Consider the following 16,489-nt stretch of genomic DNA (forward strand, 5'->3'; position numbering starts at 1 on the left):
CAGAAATTAAATCTACCTAGTGTGAAAGAAAAGTTGTGTCAGGTAGACTTCGCCTTGATTATTAGTAGCAACGCCAATTCCAGTCAGGTTGTAATTTCCTTTAAGATTCTTTAGATGTCCGGGACTGTTGATCCAACCAGTAACAGCTTCGTCCACAGGGTTGCTATATCCCCGGTTGAAAGCAACATTTTCCGCCGCACTGTTGTAGCGAAGAGGGATAGCTTTGACTCGCCGTTCAAATCCCTGATGGCTAAATGGAGTTTTACCTTTAGCCATATTTTGACTATGAATTCTTGCCTGTCGAGTGATATTTGCATTTAGGGTCAACTTTGGCAGTCCTTTAGAAGCCCGATATCGATTAATTTCGTCAAAAACTGATTTTTCTAGCTCCGTAGTTTTAAAAGTAGGAGTCGATATTGCAACCTGACTGGAAAAAAGCGACAACAGCTTATTACGGGTGGATGTATTTGTAGAAGGATAATTTGGTATCGGAACAGTCGTTAATCCACTAGCAAGGACAAGCGCACTTAAAGCGATGCCAAAAGCAGTTTGTCGGAACATGGAGAATTGCGTAATGTGTAGGGATATAAGACTTCTACTCTACCTTATTGTTCCGACGATATATACCACGATACTGTTAAGGATTGATGAATTTCGGCAATCTGGCTATATCCTTGTATAGGAAGTACAAACAATCATTTCCAATTGTCAATAGTTCAGGAGTGCTGAGTCCTGAACCCTGAGTAAGAAATAATGAGTAACAAGTAATGAGTAAAAAGTAGTACTTATGAATCTTTTCACTCAGCACTAGCTAAACCTTAGCTATCCGCTAACAGCACTGTTTCGGTCAGCTTCATGAAAATCACGGTTATTTTTGCTGAGAATTTAAGATTTTCATGAATCACTAAAGAAATGTCATTTAAACTACATTATTCTACATTTAGCAAAAGCTTTGCTAACAAGCTGAAGTTTGGGGAATTTGAGAAAAAACCTAAATTTTACCAAATCTATCAGCGAAGGAAAATTTGTGTGAAGTAGATTCCGCCTGCACTGTTGCTAGCGACACCAATCCCCGTCTTATTATAATTACCTCTGATATTGGCTAGATGCCCTGGACTGTTGAGCCAGCCTTGAACAGCTGTTTTGGCAGGGTTACTATATCCCTGGTTAAAAGCAACATTTTCACCAGCTGCACTGTAGGAAATACCGATTGCTTGAATCCGTTCTGAAAATCCCGTATGTCCAAAGGGAACTTTACCATTAGCCATATCCTGACTGTGAATCCTGGCTTGATTATCGATAGCAGAATTACGAGTCAGCTTTGCTAGCCCTTGGGAACCTCTGTAGTTATTAATTTGGTTGAAAACCGACTCTTCTAGACCAGCAGTGTTGACGCTAGATGCTACGAGATAAACAGCATTATTTGATACATTTGAAGATATCAGCGTAAAAGTTGGATTTGTTACAGGAGTAGCGATCGCACCACTACTGAGAATTATAGTGCTTAAACCAAGTCCGTAGATTGTTCTTTTAATCATTTGCTGGAAGTAAAGTTGCGGACAATCTAACTAAACTAATGTCAATATGACAAATTGGTTATATGTCTATATACCTTTGTTTATGGGGTTTTATGTTCAAAAACTACCAGCAAACGTTTAAATTCACGATCTTACGAAAAATTACTCATGTTTATGAAAAATTCACATCTACCGTTAGTATGATTATTTCTATATAAATGGCAGAAATTTCTCCACTAAAACCTCTGGGCGACTAGCTTTGGTAGAAGGTTTCTAACTCTTCCTGTACCACGCGCAACACCCGCGCAATATACGCTCCTTAATTACCTTGGTGCATGGAATACAGACTACTCATAGGGGCACAGAAAAAGCTCATTGGTGTCAACTTAAGCTAAAACTCCTTTAAAACCTCGTTTCCAGCCAGAGGCTGGAAATGCTCCTCCTGGTAGCAAGGGAGGCGGCAGCCCCAACGAGGCGCGTTCCCAGTCTCAGACTGGGAGCGAGATCAGAGATAATCTCTAAAAGCTGCTTCTAGACTTGCTTTTACCTTAAGTTGACACCCATAAGCTTTTTCTGTGCCCCTACCATGCATTGCATCCATAGACGCGTAGCGGCTTCGCGCAGGGTACGAGAACTGCTATATTTACGCATCCCCTTCTCTACGAGAGGCTGCGCCAACGGAGCGGGAACTCTTAACTCTTAACAGAAAAGACAGAATTAGCCCCGTTCGCGGTAGCGTCTTGTAGAGTTGCAAGGTTTTAAGCCGTACTTCGTCCCGCTACGCGCTTTCGCCCCTCGTGGGCGAAAAAATCCTTGTATCGCAAGGTAGGTTGAAACCCAATCCCCTTGTGTCTGGCTTAATTTTCCCTGTTAAGAGTTTGCCGTTCCCTGTTCCCTTTCATGCATCATTTAACAACTTGGCTACTGTTTGTACATCCTTATCGCCGCGTCCAGAGCAGTTAATTACAATCCGGGGACTGTCGGTTAGTTGGGGACATAGGGTTTCGAGGTAGGCGATCGCATGGGCTGTTTCCAATGCCGGGATAATCCCTTCCAATTTCGACAATCGTTGAAATGCCGCCAAAGCTTCTGCATCCGTCACACTATAGTATTCGGCGCGACCAGTATCCTTCAAATAGCTATGTTCTGGGCCCACACCCGGATAATCTAACCCTGCACTAATTGAGTGTGCCTCAATGATTTGCCCATCCTCATCTTGCAGCAGATAGCTCATTGCTCCGTGCAATACACCAACTCGTCCTTTTGTCAAGGTTGCTGCGTGTTTTTGGGTATTGACACCTTCTCCTGCTGCCTCAACCCCAATGAACCGTATAGAAGACTCATTGATAAACTCATAGAATAGTCCCATCGCATTGGAACCTCCACCCACACAAGCCAAGAGAATATCAGGTAATACACCCCACTTTTCCATTGCTTGGGCGCGAGTTTCTTCGCCGATTACTGCATGGAAATCACGTACCATCATCGGGTAAGGATGGGGCCCTGCTACCGAACCCAGGATGTAGTGAGTAGTTTCCACATTTGTCACCCAATCCCGGATTGCTTCAGAAGTAGCATCCTTTAAAGTTCCCGTTCCCGCTTCCACCGGACGGACTTCTGCCCCCATCAACCGCATTCTGAACACATTCAAAGCTTGGCGTTCCATGTCATGAACACCCATGTAAATCACGCATTCCAGCCCAAAACGAGCGCAAACTGTAGCTGTGGCAACTCCATGTTGTCCAGCACCCGTTTCGGCAATAATCCGTTGCTTGCCCATGCGTTTCGCCAACAATACCTGACCGAGGGCATTATTAATTTTGTGAGCGCCAGTATGATTTAAATCCTCGCGCTTTAAGTAAATTTGCGGCCCCGTGCGATCGGGTCGGGCATAATGAGCAGTCAGGCGTTCAGCGAAATACAATGGTGTGGCGCGTCCTACATAGTCCCGTAATAACTGCTGTAGTTCTGCTTGAAAACCAGGGTCATTGCGGTATTGCTGATAAGCTGTTTCTAGTTCAGCAAGAGCAGGCATCAGCGTTTCAGGTACATATTTACCGCCAAAGCGTCCAAAGCGACCTAGCGTATCGGGAACCTGAGCAGTTGAACTTGGAGAGAGGGGAGTGGTAGTCACAGGCTGTTTTCGATGACGGGAATGATTTAATTATTTTGACATCTCCCTCGGCTAGAAGCGCGAGGGATTCTAAACGGATGTTGCTACGCGAGCTATAAGCCCGACTCCGCAACGTTTACGAGCTGATTTATTTAATCTTATAAACAAATCAATTCGTTGTGGCACTGTCAAAACGCCCTACCCACCTTGGCTAGGTTATCCTAGCTGTATGGCTACTTTGTTGAATGCGTAAATATGTTTTTTTTTGTTATGGAGTTTTTCATCCTGTATTTACGCACTTTTATTTTATCATGAAAGACTGTCTGATTTTGGCAGGAAATTAGCTTTCATCCCCTGGCTAAAAGCTCTCTTGTTCTCAGCATTATTTGATAGAAAGTCTGGGGTATATCTGGGGAATGGGGAATGGGAACTAAATTCATCGTTAATATTCAATGCCCCATGCCCCATGCCCCATGCCCAATGCCCAATCCCCAATGCCCAATTACTTTGAATCCCTTGCTATGGATTTGTGATGTTAGCCTAGAAATTGATATCCCAGCAGAATGGTTGCGTAGAAGTTTCCACTGCCTTTGAAATTTTTCTTAAACATTCATTTTATGTCTTCTTCCAATCCCAAATCTTCCGACAAAGCCTTTGTCTACCGCGAATTTGGCAACGACAACTCCGCCGCCACAGAAAGACCAATTCCAGAACTGCCCCCACAACAACAAAATCTCAAAGTACAAGCTTCCCGCAAAGGACGCAAAGGCAAAACCGTCACAGTGATTAGCGGTTTTGAAGCCAAACCCGAAACCTTGGCAGATTTGGTGAAGCAGTTGAAAAGCCAGTGTGGGACAGGTGGGACAATTAAAGACAACGAAATTGAAATTCAGGGCGAACACAAGCAGAAAATTGTCGAGATTTTGACCAAGCTAGGTTATAAAGCCAAAATTAGCGGTGGTTAATCTGGAGTGCGGTTTACCGCATCTTAACTGTGACGTAAATTGAGAGTGGTAATGTTATCTTTGAGAGGTACAAATATACTTGAGCAGTGGTGAGTCACTTCGCCGACAAGCTGTCTTTTGTAAGATTAACAGGAGGTTCAAATGGATTTAGTTCGTCTTCTGTGTGCCATTTTCTTACCGCCTTTGGGAGTTTTTTTGCAAGTAGGTTTTGGTATAGATTTTTGGATTAATATACTTTTAACGCTTTTTGGTTACATTCCTGGGATTATTCATGCAGTGTGGATAATTGCTAAGAAATAATTCTTTGTAGGGGTAGGTTGAGTGTACCAATCTCGGCGTTACTGAGTCAGAGTAATATTTGCAAAGAGGCAATTCATGAATTGCCTCTATGGAAAGGGTTATAAATTGGATGTCTGCAAATTATCGAAACAGAATTCAGGAGTCAGAAGTCAGAATTCAGAATGGATTCTCTACGACTGGCGGCTGAATAAATGGGTTTAAGACCCCCACCCAATCGTAGATTTGGTGGTCTTCAAGACGCTCGCGGACTCGCTAACGCTACGCTATCAGTAGCGGGTTGAATCCCCCACTAATGGTTAGTGAGCTTGCCGAAGTATTGATTCTGACTCGAATGGCACTAAGTTAAGATACAGCCCTTGCCCTAACTGGTTAAGAGTCTCCAGGCTGGGAATCCATCTTGGGGGGCTGCCGCCTCCTCTTTCTTGACCAGAGGCAGCAGCCCTCTTTTGAATACATTCCCAGTCTTAAGACTGGGAACGAGGTGACACAAGCCTTTGGGCTTTTGTTAGTGCCATTCGATTCTAACTCCTTAATTCTGACTTCTTAATTCTTCTTCAATTCACTTATAGCAGTTGCCAGGTAGCGGTTGACATCAGCTAATCAGAAAACACTGACACCAAGAGACTTTCAAGCCTGTTAAGAGTTCCCTATTAAGAGTTCCCTGCTATAAAATAAAAGTTGTAAATATACGATTTATCACGTCTCCAATGTATATTTTTGTGTGGCGGTAAATAGCGAATTAACTCTCATTTTTTAACATGGCGTAGAGTCGAAACTCTAGAAGCAACGGGCAGATATGCAATTGCCATTGCACAGTTGAAACGTTCAAATCTTTAATCAGCCCAGTGCGTATATCTAGTACCCAGCCATGAACCATAGGCGCTTTTCGCTCATAGAGTACCTGACGCATGATGGAAGTTTGGTAAAGATTTTTTACTTGCGCCACAACATTGATTTCCGCCAAACGATTCAGACGTTCTTCTCTTGTTGGCAAGGCATCAATTTCTTCTTGTTTCTGTAAATACAGTTCTCGAATTGGATTTACCCAGTTATCAAGAATTCCGATGGTTCTCCCTTCTAAAGCCGCCTTAATTCCTCCACAATCGTAGTGACCACAAACGATAATATGTTCCACCGTAAGATGTAAAATTGCGTATTCTAAAACGGCTAAAAAGTTAATATCCGTCAGAGAAACTTGATTGGCAATATTACGATGTACAAATAACTCTCCTGGTTCTGTACGGGTAAAGCTTGTTAATGCCAGACGACTATCAGAACACCCGATGTATAGAAAAGGTGGTGTTTGTCCATTAGATAATTCTTGAAAGTAAGTTGGGTCTATAGCTAGTTTCTCGGCAACCCAAGCCTGATTATTTCTGAATAGTTCATCAATGCTGTTATATTTCATCTTTCGTCAAATTCGAGAGAGAATCTCATCAATATTTTAGCTGATCTACAGTTTCCTCTAAGTCAATATGAACTTTTTCACAGCTAAAATTTTATCAAGATGACAATTGTTTTCTACAGCATTAATATAATTATTGTATAGGAATTCGATTTGATTCCTGAACTTACTTGCGTAGGGAGGGAACAGAGAATAGGGAACTCTTAACAGCAAAGAAGGGAATAGATGTGTACCGAGTTATTTCAAAAATCAAATACGAGTCCTATATAAATTGTAAAAAGTTAAGTCATTACGACGAATTACGAATTACTTTAAATCACACCCTAAACTGTGCATTTGAGTCAAGCAAGTGCGGCGGAAGTTTTGAGTACTGGTCTCTTCAATAGACAGAGACACTTTCTGATGGTGGTAAGCTAACTTAACAAAGATGCCAAATTTCAGGTTGAGATATTAAGTTATTAGCTTCAATCGGGGGCAACAACTTTGCTATCGTGATGATGGTTGATCGACCAACGGTGATCAATAGTTACAGAGGAAAACTCGCAAATTTCTTCTAGTCGTTTTTGTTGCACGGCAGCTTTACGGAGAGTAATAATTAGCTGATTCACCTGATGCCGTAAATCGGGATTATCATTTACCGCTAACATGGTTTGTCTTTCTAAAAGTTGAAGTATAAGTTCATAGTGAATAGGTGAAGGTAGAGGAATTTGCTCCATGAAGTTTAATTTTGATTTCATATTTGGGATTTTGTATTAGTCAGAGTTTATCTCTTGTTAATGAATTGTTACATAATAAATAACTAGTTGCTTATGGCTTTGATTTGATTAGCAATGAAGATTTGGCAAAGATATTGATGATACTTAACGGCAAAGTGCTGCGTATCTACGCATAGTGTGCCTGATCGCCCAACAATTCTGTGTAGTTACCCTGCGCTAAGGGGCGCAGGGGAGGTATTTATTTCAGAAATTCGCCGGCAAGATACGGGCGATCGCTGCGCCGGGATCTGGTTCTTTTACCAAAGATTCTCCAATGAGTACAGCAGATGCACCGGCTGTAAGTACCAAACTTAAATCATCTGGGTTGTGTAGTCCTGACTCGCTGACAACAAGGATGTTTTTCTCCTGCAATTGCCTACCCCTTGCAGCTAAAAGTTCGCAAGTAGTTTGCAGGTCAACTGAGAAATCTTCCAAATTGCGATTATTGATTCCTACTAAGGAGACCCCATCTAAGGCTAACACACGGTCAAGTTCTGCCAAGCTATGGACTTCAATCAAGGCTGCCATTTTCAGCTTGTTAGCGATTTTCAGGAAGTATCTCAAATCTTGATCGCCCAGGATAGCCGCAATCAACAAAATAGCATCTGCACCCTGAACCCGCGCTAAGTATATCTGGTAAGCATAAATGATAAACTCTTTGCATAGTAGGGGCAAATCTACCGCCGCCCGAACCTTGGCTAAGTTGTCAAAACTACCTTGAAAGAACTTGACATCTGTCAGCACAGAAAGGCAACTAGCTTTGGCTTGCTGATAAGATAGGGCGATCGCTACTGGGTCAAAATCTGCTCGTAAAACGCCTTTACTGGGTGAAGCTTTTTTAACTTCGGCAATCAACGCTGGCTTAGTCTTACCTTGGCGCAAAGCGGCGACAAAATCACGGGTAGGCGGCGCAGTTAGTACCTGCTTGACCAATTCCTGCAAAGGAACCTTTTCCCGCATTTGGTCATATTCTGCTTCTTTCTGCCAGACAATTTCCTCCAAGATGTTGTTTGGCGCCCCGTCAGGCACGGCAGCCTGATAACGTAACATGGATACATTAATAGCTGGGTTAGGTGAACGACGACGGATTTGCATAATTAGTGATTAGTCATTGGTCATTGGTCATTAGTCATTAGTCATTAGTCATTTGTCCTTGTTTATTAGCAAAGGACAAATGACTAAGGACAAATGACTAAATGGCGATCGCTCGTTTATAAGCTTCGTCCAAGACTTCCGAAAGTGTCGGGTGGGCGTGAACTAGATGTGCCAAGCTTTGCACAGATTGACGGTTTGCGATCGCGGCTGACGCTTCATGAATTAAGTCTGAGGCGTGCAGTCCGAAAATGTGAACGCCCAAGACTTCTCCTGTGTCTTTGCGATATATCACCTTGGCAATCCCGTCGGCTTCATTTTCTGCCAACGCTTTGGAATTCCCTTTGAAGTAACTCTTACTGGTGGCGACTTCAAACCCTTCGGTTTGTCCCAACTCCTTGGCTGCTGTTTCTGTTAAGCCCACATAGCTGATTTCTGGGTGGGTAAACGCCGCTGCGGGGATGCTGCGATAGTCTACTATTCTTTCCCTCCCAACTATATTTTCTACGGCGATGATGCCTTGAGCAGAAGCCGCATGTGCCAACATCATCTTTCCATTAGCGTCACCAATTGCCCACAAATGTGGCACTACTTCACCGGCTGACAGCACTGCCATGCGATCGTCAACTGGGATAAAATTCCGCCGATCAACTTCCACACCCACAGACTCTAAACCGAGATTTTTGGTCGCCGGGATGCGTCCCGTAGCCACCAAGCAAGCATCTACTTCGATGACATCTACATCTTCTTTGGTTTTGAAATCTGCTAACTCAATCACCACAGGTGAACCGGGAATGACTTTTTTGGCGTATATCCCCACTTTGGTTTCAATATCGCGGGGAGTAATCAGTACCCGTTCGGCAAGTTTGGCAATATCGCGGTCAAATCCTGGCATTAGCTGATCTAGGGCTTCAATCATGGTGATTTCACAACCCAAAGCTGAGTAAATATCAGAAAATTCTAAGCCGATGTAACCACTGCCAATAATCGCTACCCAGTCTGGTAGCGACTCCAACTTCACACCTTGATCGCTAGTAAAGACAGTTTTGCCGTCTACTTCAATGCCTGGAGGCACAAAAGGAATTGAACCAGGGGAAAGGATGATGTCTTTGGCTGTGATGGTTTTTTCACCACCGTCTCCGGTAATAGAGACTTTTTGCGCCCCAGCGATTTTTCCCCAACCCCTAATGATATCGACTTTTAGACGTTTGAGGCTGTTGGTTAAGTCGCCTTGAATTTTCGATACGAGATTGGTAGCATGATTGGCGATCGCTTGGCGATCGAATTCCACGCTACCAATTTGAATTCCTAGTGACTTGAGATGGTGGGCATTGCGTAACTCCCGCACACGTCCAGATGCTGCCAGCAGCGCCTTAGAAGGAATACAGCCCCGATTAACACAGGTTCCTCCCATATCAGCCGCTTCAATAATCGCTGTTTTCAGACCGCAACTTACGGCGTGTAAGGCTGCGCCATGTCCGCCTACACCAGCGCCGATAATTACTAAATCGTAATCAAATCCTTGACTCACGTTAGTTTCCCCGTGTGCTTCGCCTATTTATTCTCAACTTGACCGACAATCAACGCAACCCCTTTAAGGTTCCGGTGTTGCTAACTCAAATTATGATTCATGCGCTTTTGGCGAAAAGATGGATGTTTTCAGTAATTATAGTCAAATCTATATACTTATTTTTTTTATACTTCCAAGAGAGAGTGGGGAGTGCTTTCAGGGGTAGGTATTTAGGTTTCCGAGAAATAATTGAGAACATTCCCAACTATTGAACGTAGTTTAAAGGTTTCAGACAATCATTTTGGTTCTAAAACCCAAAAAATTGGTATTATCTGAAAACCTACCCATGAGAGCTGTTAATTCGCCACCAATATCATTAATGTTCCCAGTTTTCATCTATCTAGATTTTAACTGGCTGCTCCTCATTTGCTATTCAAAACCCTAGCCTTCAAGAATCCAGTAACTGACAAGCTTAAGCATTACTCAAATGCTTATCACTACGAAAATCACTAGAGTGAATACAACGACTTAATCCACTGCCATTCCTGTGTCAAACCCTCTCTCAGGGAGACTTGCGGCTGATATCCCAGAATTTTCTGCGCTTTAGATACATCAGCAGCAGTGTGGCGGGCATCTCCCATCGCCTTTTCTATGTGGTTTCTTTTGATTGGTTTGCCGACAATTTCTTCAATCGTATCCAAGACTTCTGCTAAAACTACTCTGCTACCGCCACCGATATTAAAGATTTCTCCCACAGCTTGGGGTGCGGTGGCGGCGGCTAAATTGGCGGCGATGATATCACTAACAAACGTAAACTCCCGCGTTTGCTGGCCATCGCCGTAAATAGGAATCGCCTCATCTTGCAAAATGGATCTAAAGAACTTATTAAATGCCATATCTGGGCGCTGTTTGGGGCCATAAACTGTGAAATAGCGCAATGTCACACAGGGCACGCCAAAGTTTTTGTGATACAGTTCACACAAAAACTCCGCTGCTAGCTTCGTAATGCCGTAAGGAGAAACTGGTTGAGGACAAATTCCCTCGTGGGTAGGTAATGTTTCTGCATCACCATATACACTCGATGAAGAGGCAAACACTAACCTTTTCAGGTGTTTAGCATCCTTAGCTGCTTCCAGCAAAACTTGTGTAGCGTTAATATTTCGTTCTGTATAACCTCGGAAAGCTTTACCCCAACTTGCTCTCACACCTGCTTGTGCCGCTTGATGGTAAACTACATCAACATCTTTTAGGAGTTTCTGCCAATCTAAAAACTGCATATCTCCTTCAATTAATGTAAAGCCAGGTGACTGATGTAAGTGTGCAACATTCTTATGCTTTAACATCGGATCGTAGTAATCATTGAATTCATCAATCCCGATCACTTCTTCTCCTTGTCGCAGCAATGTTTCTGCAAGATGAGAACCAATAAAGCCAGCGGCTCCAGTAACAATAATTTTAGTCATGTTCCCTATTGTTTGATATTTTCATTAATCTGCATATTCACAGGTTAATACTTGTAATCAATGATCGTCATTACTGAAGATGATTTTTTTAGTCAATTATTTCAATTCTGACAAAAATCATCATAAATACTTAAACATTGTACCTATATTGGAACAAGGTCAGTATATTTATTGAATTATTGCTATTAATCAGGACTTACGCAACAATAACGTAATTTCGTCATTGCGACCGAAGGGAAGCAATCGCAAAGCCTTATTTTTTCGTCGTAAGTGCGTAAGTCCTATTAATAACATTTATAATTGGCCTAATTCACTAAGTTGGATTTTAAGAATAAATACAGTATAAATTCAATAGCTATAGAAATCCGGTTTGATTCCTGAATTTACTTGCGTGGGCAGGAAACTCTTAATAGGGAACTATTAACAGGAAAGAAGGGATAGATCGGTACTGAGTCTTGTTCAAAAATCAAATAGGAGTCCTATATATTTCTTATTGCCCCCTGCTTATCAGCTTTTTTAGTCATGAGGGGGCTTGCAAAAGTGTGAGAATTGATGAAAAAATTGATCCGCGAGAGCCGAATCGGGCATTCTCGTTTCGCAAGGGACGCACGAGGAAATCAGTGAAAGTTTTAGTTGTAGGTAATGGGGGGCGCGAACACGCTCTGGCATGGAAACTGTTGCAATCTAAGCAAATTGAGCAAGTTATCTGTGTACCAGGGAATGGGGGTACAGCAAGTATGGAACGTTGCCAGAACTTGGCTCTAGCAGTAGATGATTTTGAGGGCATGAGCCGATATGCTTTAGAACATGGCATAACTCTGGTGATAGTTGGGCCAGAAGTCCCCTTGGCGAAGGGAATCACAGATTATCTCCAAGACAAAGGATTGATGGTATTTGGCCCAGTCAGAGCGGGAGCGCAAATTGAGGCGAGTAAAGCTTGGGCAAAAGCCCTGATGCAAGAAGCAGGGATTCCGACGGCACGGGCTGCGGTATTTACGGAGGCAGTAGCAGCAAAATCTTACGTAAAATCACAGGGAGCGCCAATTGTTGTCAAAGCTGATGGCTTGGCGGCTGGTAAGGGTGTAACGGTGGCTGAAACAGTTGAACAGGCAGAAAGTGCCGTTGATGCGATTTTTCAGGGGCAGTTTGGCAGTGCTGGTGAATTTGTCGTCATTGAAGAATGTTTAATTGGGCAAGAGGTGTCAGTTTTAGCGTTAACGGATGGGTTGACAATTCGACCCTTGCTGCCAGCTCAAGACCATAAGCGGATTGGTGAGGGCGATACAGGGGAAAATACTGGTGGGATGGGAGCATACAGCCCAGCACCCATCGCTACGCCAGAGTTGATGGCACGCATTCAAACAGAAGTCTTAGAAAGAGCGATCGCCACTTTACGAGCTAAAGGCATTGACTACCGAGGCGTGCTGTATGCTGGGTTAATGATTGCACCCGATGGCGACTTCAAAGTTTTAGAATTTAACTGTCGCTTCGGCGATCCAGAAACCCAGGTGATTTTGCCACTGTTAGCAACACCCCTAGAAGAGTTGCTTCTAGCCTGTGTACAGCAGCGCTTAAGTCAATTGCCGCCCATTGCTTGGAAAGGGGGAGCATCTGCCACTGTCGTTGCAGCTTCAGGTGGTTATCCAGGAGAATATGAGAAAGGCCAGGTGATTACTGGCATTGGCGAGGCAGAGGCAACAGGAGCAACTGTATTTCATGCAGGTACGAAGTTGAACGAGCAACAAGAAGTAGTGACAGATGGGGGTCGAGTATTAAATGTGACTGGAATTGGAGAAAATTTTGAGCAAGCGATCGCCCAAGCCTACGCAGGTATCAAATATATTCGGTTTGAGGGAATATATTACCGGAGAGATATTGGTCATCGAGTGGTGAGTGTGAAGCATGGGGAGCAAACTCTATAAGCGATCGCGTTTTGAAAGAGACTCTCGGTCAGTACGACATCTACCGTTATCTTCTAGAGGAAACAGCGACAGACCGTAAACTTTACGTTGCTGTCGGTGCGATCGCTTATCAAAGCTTTTTCAACCAGGATGTGATTCAACTCATCCTGCACAAACATCAACTTCCACTCATTGTCGTCGATACAGATACAGAGGAGATCACACAATGGATAAATTAACTGAGTATCCTAAAATAATCAAGCGTATCCTGACAGAGTATGTAGAACTATGTAACCATCGTCCTAACCGAGACATCGAAACATTCTTGATTATGGATGAGCCAAAGGGTCACTATATTTGGATGAACCTTGGTTGGCAAAATGGCGAACGCATTACTGGTATGACCGTCTACGTTCGGATTCGAGATCGCAAATTCTGGATTGAGGAAGATTGGACTGAAGATGGGATCGCAACTGACCTAGTTCGTGCAGGTGTTGCCAATGAAGATATAGTGTTGGCATTCCATGAGCCTAAGATGCGGCAGTACACAGATTTTGCAGTAGCATCGTAGCTCTGGCGTTTTCTGACAATCCGGTGCGGCGGACGGTAGGAATATCTTGGTACTGAGTTCAAATTTAGTAGCCGCCGCTAACCTGAGCCGGACAACTAGCTCAAAATTTGAAAGCCCTGCATTCCTCCATTCTCAATGCCCCTAACATATTTGTCAAATTAACTGTTAATTTTTAAGTTGTTGGGCTTTATAACAAAGACTACTAACAACTTTATTTAAGATGCTAAGTCTGTTAAAAACAATTCGAGATGCGATCGCTAGTTGGTGGTCGGAGTTCACCCTCCAGACCAAACTGCTGGCTGTGGCCACAATGGTAGTTTCGTTGGTGATGAGTGGTCTGACTTTCTGGGCTGTGAATACAATTCAGCAGGATGCGCGGATGAATGACACCCGCTTCGGCCGTGACTTGGGACTGCTGCTTGCTGCCAACGTTGCTCCCCTAGTTGCTGATAATAATCTTAGTGAGGTGGCCCAATTTTCCCAACGCTTCTATAGCAGCACCTCTAGTGTGCGTTATATGCTCTACGCCGATGAAACCGGGGAAATCTTTTTTGGCATTCCTTTTTGGGAAGCCGAGGTAGAAAACTCCCTCACCATTAAACGGCGGATACAACTGCCAGATGATTACCCTGGTGATGGGGAAAAGCCGATGGTGCGGCAACACATGACCCCAGATGGGACAGTCACCGATGTATTTATTCCCCTGATCGTCAATAAAAAATACTTAGGTGTATTAGCGATCGGTATCAACCCTAATCAGACCGCTGTTATCTCCACCAATTTTACCCGCGATGTCACCATTGCCGTTTTTATCACGATTTGGGTAATGGTGATTTTGGCAGGAGTGATTAACGCTTTGACCATCACTAAGCCGATTAAAGAATTGCTGGTGGGGGTGAAACAAATTGCAACCGGGAATTTCAAGCAGCGCATTGATTTACCTTTGGGGGGCGAACTGGGGGAGTTAATTTTAAGCTTTAATGAAATGGCAGAGCGATTAGAGCGCTATGAAGAACAGAATATTGAGGAACTGACCGCAGAAAAAGCCAAGCTAGAAACCCTAGTTTCAACGATCGCCGATGGTGCTGTGTTGATTGATAACAACATGCAGGTGATTTTAGTCAACCCCACAGCGCGGCGGATTTTTGGCTGGGAAACTACTGATGTGGTAGGCTGCAATGTATTACATCACTTGCCCCCATCGGTACAAATGGAAATCACCCGTCCCTTGTACGAAATGGCAGCAGGCGAATGCGAAAGCGCCGAATTCCGAATTTTTATTAACCAACCTATCCCACGGACGATCCGCATTCTCTTGACGACAGTACTCAACCTGCAAAGAGAAAGCATCAAAGGTATTGCGATTACTGTCCAAGATATAACCCGTGAGGTGGAATTAAACGATGCAAAAAGCCAATTTATCAGCAACGTTTCTCACGAACTGCGAACGCCTCTATTCAACATTAAAACCTATATTGAAACCTTGCACGACTACGGCGAAGACTTAGCTTTACAAGAACGGCAAGAGTTTCTGCAAACTGTCAACAATGAAACCGATCGCCTAACCCGGCTAGTTAACGATGTTTTGGATTTGTCAAAACTCGAATCTGGTCGTAACTACAGCTTCGATGGCGTAGATTTAGCCCAAGCGATCGAGCAAACCCTGCGTACTTACCAACTCAATGCGAAGGATAAAGGTGTTGAACTTGTTCAGGAAGTTGCTCTTAATTTGCCCCTGGTAATGGGTAATTATGATCTGTTAGTACAAGTCTTTGGCAACCTAATTGGTAATGCCCTTAAATTCACAAAAGCCGGTGGTAAAGTTGCAATCCGCGCCTACCAACTAGATTTCAAACCCAGTCACACCCAATCTGCTCCAGTGCGGATTGAAATCTCCGATACTGGAATTGGCATCGCCACAGAAGATCAACACTCAATTTTTGAACGCTTCTTCCGCGTAGAAAACCGAGTTCACACCCTAGAAGGCACGGGTTTAGGTTTATCGATTGTCAGAAATATCATCGACAGACATCGTAGTAAAGTCCATCTGGTGAGTGAAGTCAGCATTGGCACCACTTTTTGGTTCGATTTAGCCGCCTTTGAGGAAAAAACGCCACCGATACAAATTGAACCTATTGTAGAAGCATCCAAAATCACCACAACTTGAAGGTTAGCGATCGGGCATATCTCGTTGTAATCTAATTTTGAGATGATTTGTCACGACAAATTTGATAGGAGCGCCTAACGTATCACATGGTGCGTTAGGCTAAAGCCGTAATCCACTCTATGTCTATATTTCCAATTTAAACGTTTGCAGCTAACGTTGCTTGATTCATCAGAAACGCTTAAATATTTCTTGCAAATATATAACCAGTTGCAGCAAATGTTTAATGCTTTGCAACAAATGCTCCTCCATATATAAGAAACGTTTAAGTATTTCCTGCAAACATATAAGCCGTTGCTACAAACGCTTAATGCTTTGCAACAAATACTCCTCCATATATAAGAAACGTTTAAGTATTTCCTGCAAACATATAAGCAATTGCCACAAAGGCTTAATGCTTTGCAACAAATACTCCTCCATGTATAAGAAACGTTTAAGTCATTGCAACAATTGTTATAACGAACTTATAAACTGATTTGCTACCGGAAATTTTCAAATAATTTAAGTCTTGTAGTGGAGCGTCTAGGCTAAAATGTTGCAAAAAAATTGTAGGTTGGGTGGAGGCTTTGCGTAACCCAACATCCTGATATATGTTGGGTTGCGCTCCGCTCCACCCAACCTACCTCTTATGAAATTCTGTACTAAGGAATAAGAGTTAAATAACATACAATTTATGTTCCTGGCTTACCTCACCCTCAATCCCTCTCCTTATAAAGGAGAGGGAGGCTAGAGA

General features: G+C 43.3%; 15 protein-coding genes. 7 read left to right on the forward strand and 8 right to left on the reverse strand.

Going from position 1 to position 16,489, the window contains the following annotated elements; genetic code table 11:
* Window positions 1-12: 12 nt before the first annotated feature.
* The 3 genes from HWQ41_RS08885 to trpB all read right to left on the reverse strand — a co-directional run bounded on the left by HWQ41_RS08885 (window position 13) and on the right by trpB (window position 3,651).
* Complete coding sequence (locus HWQ41_RS08885; protein WP_292761614.1) at window positions 13-561, reverse strand: CAP domain-containing protein; 549 nt, start codon at window positions 559-561, stop codon at window positions 13-15.
* 449 nt (window positions 562-1,010) lie between these two features.
* Complete coding sequence (locus HWQ41_RS08890; protein ID WP_292761615.1) at window positions 1,011-1,538, reverse strand: CAP domain-containing protein; 528 nt, start codon at window positions 1,536-1,538, stop codon at window positions 1,011-1,013.
* An 877-nt stretch (window positions 1,539-2,415) separates the two neighbouring features.
* Complete coding sequence (gene trpB, locus HWQ41_RS08895) at window positions 2,416-3,651, reverse strand: tryptophan synthase subunit beta (RefSeq protein WP_292761616.1); 1,236 nt, start codon at window positions 3,649-3,651, stop codon at window positions 2,416-2,418.
* 402 nt (window positions 3,652-4,053) lie between these two features.
* Here trpB and HWQ41_RS08900 point away from each other — a divergent pair, with 402 nt between their 5' ends.
* From HWQ41_RS08900 to HWQ41_RS08910, 3 genes are all read left to right on the forward strand, one after another.
* A complete protein-coding gene (locus HWQ41_RS08900) occupies window positions 4,054-4,224 on the forward strand; it encodes a hypothetical protein (protein WP_292761618.1) in 171 nt (56 codons plus the stop codon).
* 23 nt (window positions 4,225-4,247) lie between these two features.
* Window positions 4,248-4,595, forward strand: a complete 348-nt coding sequence (locus HWQ41_RS08905) for a translation initiation factor (RefSeq protein WP_292761619.1) — start codon at window positions 4,248-4,250, stop codon at window positions 4,593-4,595.
* Window positions 4,596-4,736: 141 nt separating this feature from the next.
* Window positions 4,737-4,895, forward strand: a complete 159-nt coding sequence (locus tag HWQ41_RS08910; RefSeq protein ID WP_292761621.1) for a YqaE/Pmp3 family membrane protein — start codon at window positions 4,737-4,739, stop codon at window positions 4,893-4,895.
* Window positions 4,896-5,634: 739 nt separating this feature from the next.
* Here HWQ41_RS08910 and HWQ41_RS08915 read toward each other — a convergent pair.
* The 5 genes from HWQ41_RS08915 to HWQ41_RS08935 form a co-directional block, all read right to left on the reverse strand.
* Window positions 5,635-6,303: a carbonic anhydrase gene (locus HWQ41_RS08915; RefSeq protein WP_292761623.1), complete on the reverse strand. Its 669-nt coding sequence runs from the start codon at window positions 6,301-6,303 to the stop codon at window positions 5,635-5,637.
* A gap of 461 nt (window positions 6,304-6,764) precedes the next feature.
* Entirely contained in the window at window positions 6,765-7,016 is a 252-nt protein-coding gene (locus HWQ41_RS08920; RefSeq protein ID WP_292761636.1) for a DUF5340 domain-containing protein, read from the reverse strand.
* 243 nt (window positions 7,017-7,259) lie between these two features.
* Complete coding sequence (gene trpC / locus HWQ41_RS08925; RefSeq protein WP_292761624.1) at window positions 7,260-8,150, reverse strand: indole-3-glycerol phosphate synthase TrpC; 891 nt, start codon at window positions 8,148-8,150, stop codon at window positions 7,260-7,262.
* Between the two features lie 97 nt (window positions 8,151-8,247).
* Window positions 8,248-9,678, reverse strand: coding sequence for a dihydrolipoyl dehydrogenase (lpdA, locus tag HWQ41_RS08930; RefSeq protein ID WP_292761626.1), 1,431 nt, complete (start codon window positions 9,676-9,678; stop codon window positions 8,248-8,250).
* 488 nt (window positions 9,679-10,166) lie between these two features.
* Window positions 10,167-11,120 (reverse strand): NAD-dependent epimerase/dehydratase family protein, encoded by a 954-nt coding sequence (locus tag HWQ41_RS08935; RefSeq protein ID WP_292761628.1) that lies wholly within the window; start codon window positions 11,118-11,120, stop codon window positions 10,167-10,169.
* 620 nt (window positions 11,121-11,740) lie between these two features.
* Here HWQ41_RS08935 and purD point away from each other — a divergent pair.
* From purD to nblS, 4 genes are all read left to right on the forward strand, one after another.
* Entirely contained in the window at window positions 11,741-13,042 is a 1,302-nt protein-coding gene (gene purD / locus HWQ41_RS08940) for a phosphoribosylamine--glycine ligase (RefSeq protein ID WP_292761638.1), read from the forward strand.
* An 11-nt stretch (window positions 13,043-13,053) separates the two neighbouring features.
* Window positions 13,054-13,260, forward strand: coding sequence for an element excision factor XisH family protein (locus HWQ41_RS08945; RefSeq protein WP_292761629.1), 207 nt, complete (start codon window positions 13,054-13,056; stop codon window positions 13,258-13,260).
* Complete coding sequence (locus HWQ41_RS08950; protein ID WP_292761631.1) at window positions 13,248-13,592, forward strand: XisI protein; 345 nt, start codon at window positions 13,248-13,250, stop codon at window positions 13,590-13,592. Before HWQ41_RS08945 ends, HWQ41_RS08950 begins: the two co-directional genes overlap by 13 nt.
* A gap of 220 nt (window positions 13,593-13,812) precedes the next feature.
* Window positions 13,813-15,759, forward strand: a complete 1,947-nt coding sequence (gene nblS / locus HWQ41_RS08955) for a two-component system sensor histidine kinase NblS (protein WP_292761632.1) — start codon at window positions 13,813-13,815, stop codon at window positions 15,757-15,759.
* Window positions 15,760-16,489 lie beyond the last annotated feature (730 nt).

It is taken from the genome of Nostoc sp. NOS(2021), assembly GCF_017115025.1.
GTDB lineage: Bacteria > Cyanobacteriota > Cyanobacteriia > Cyanobacteriales > Nostocaceae > Nostoc.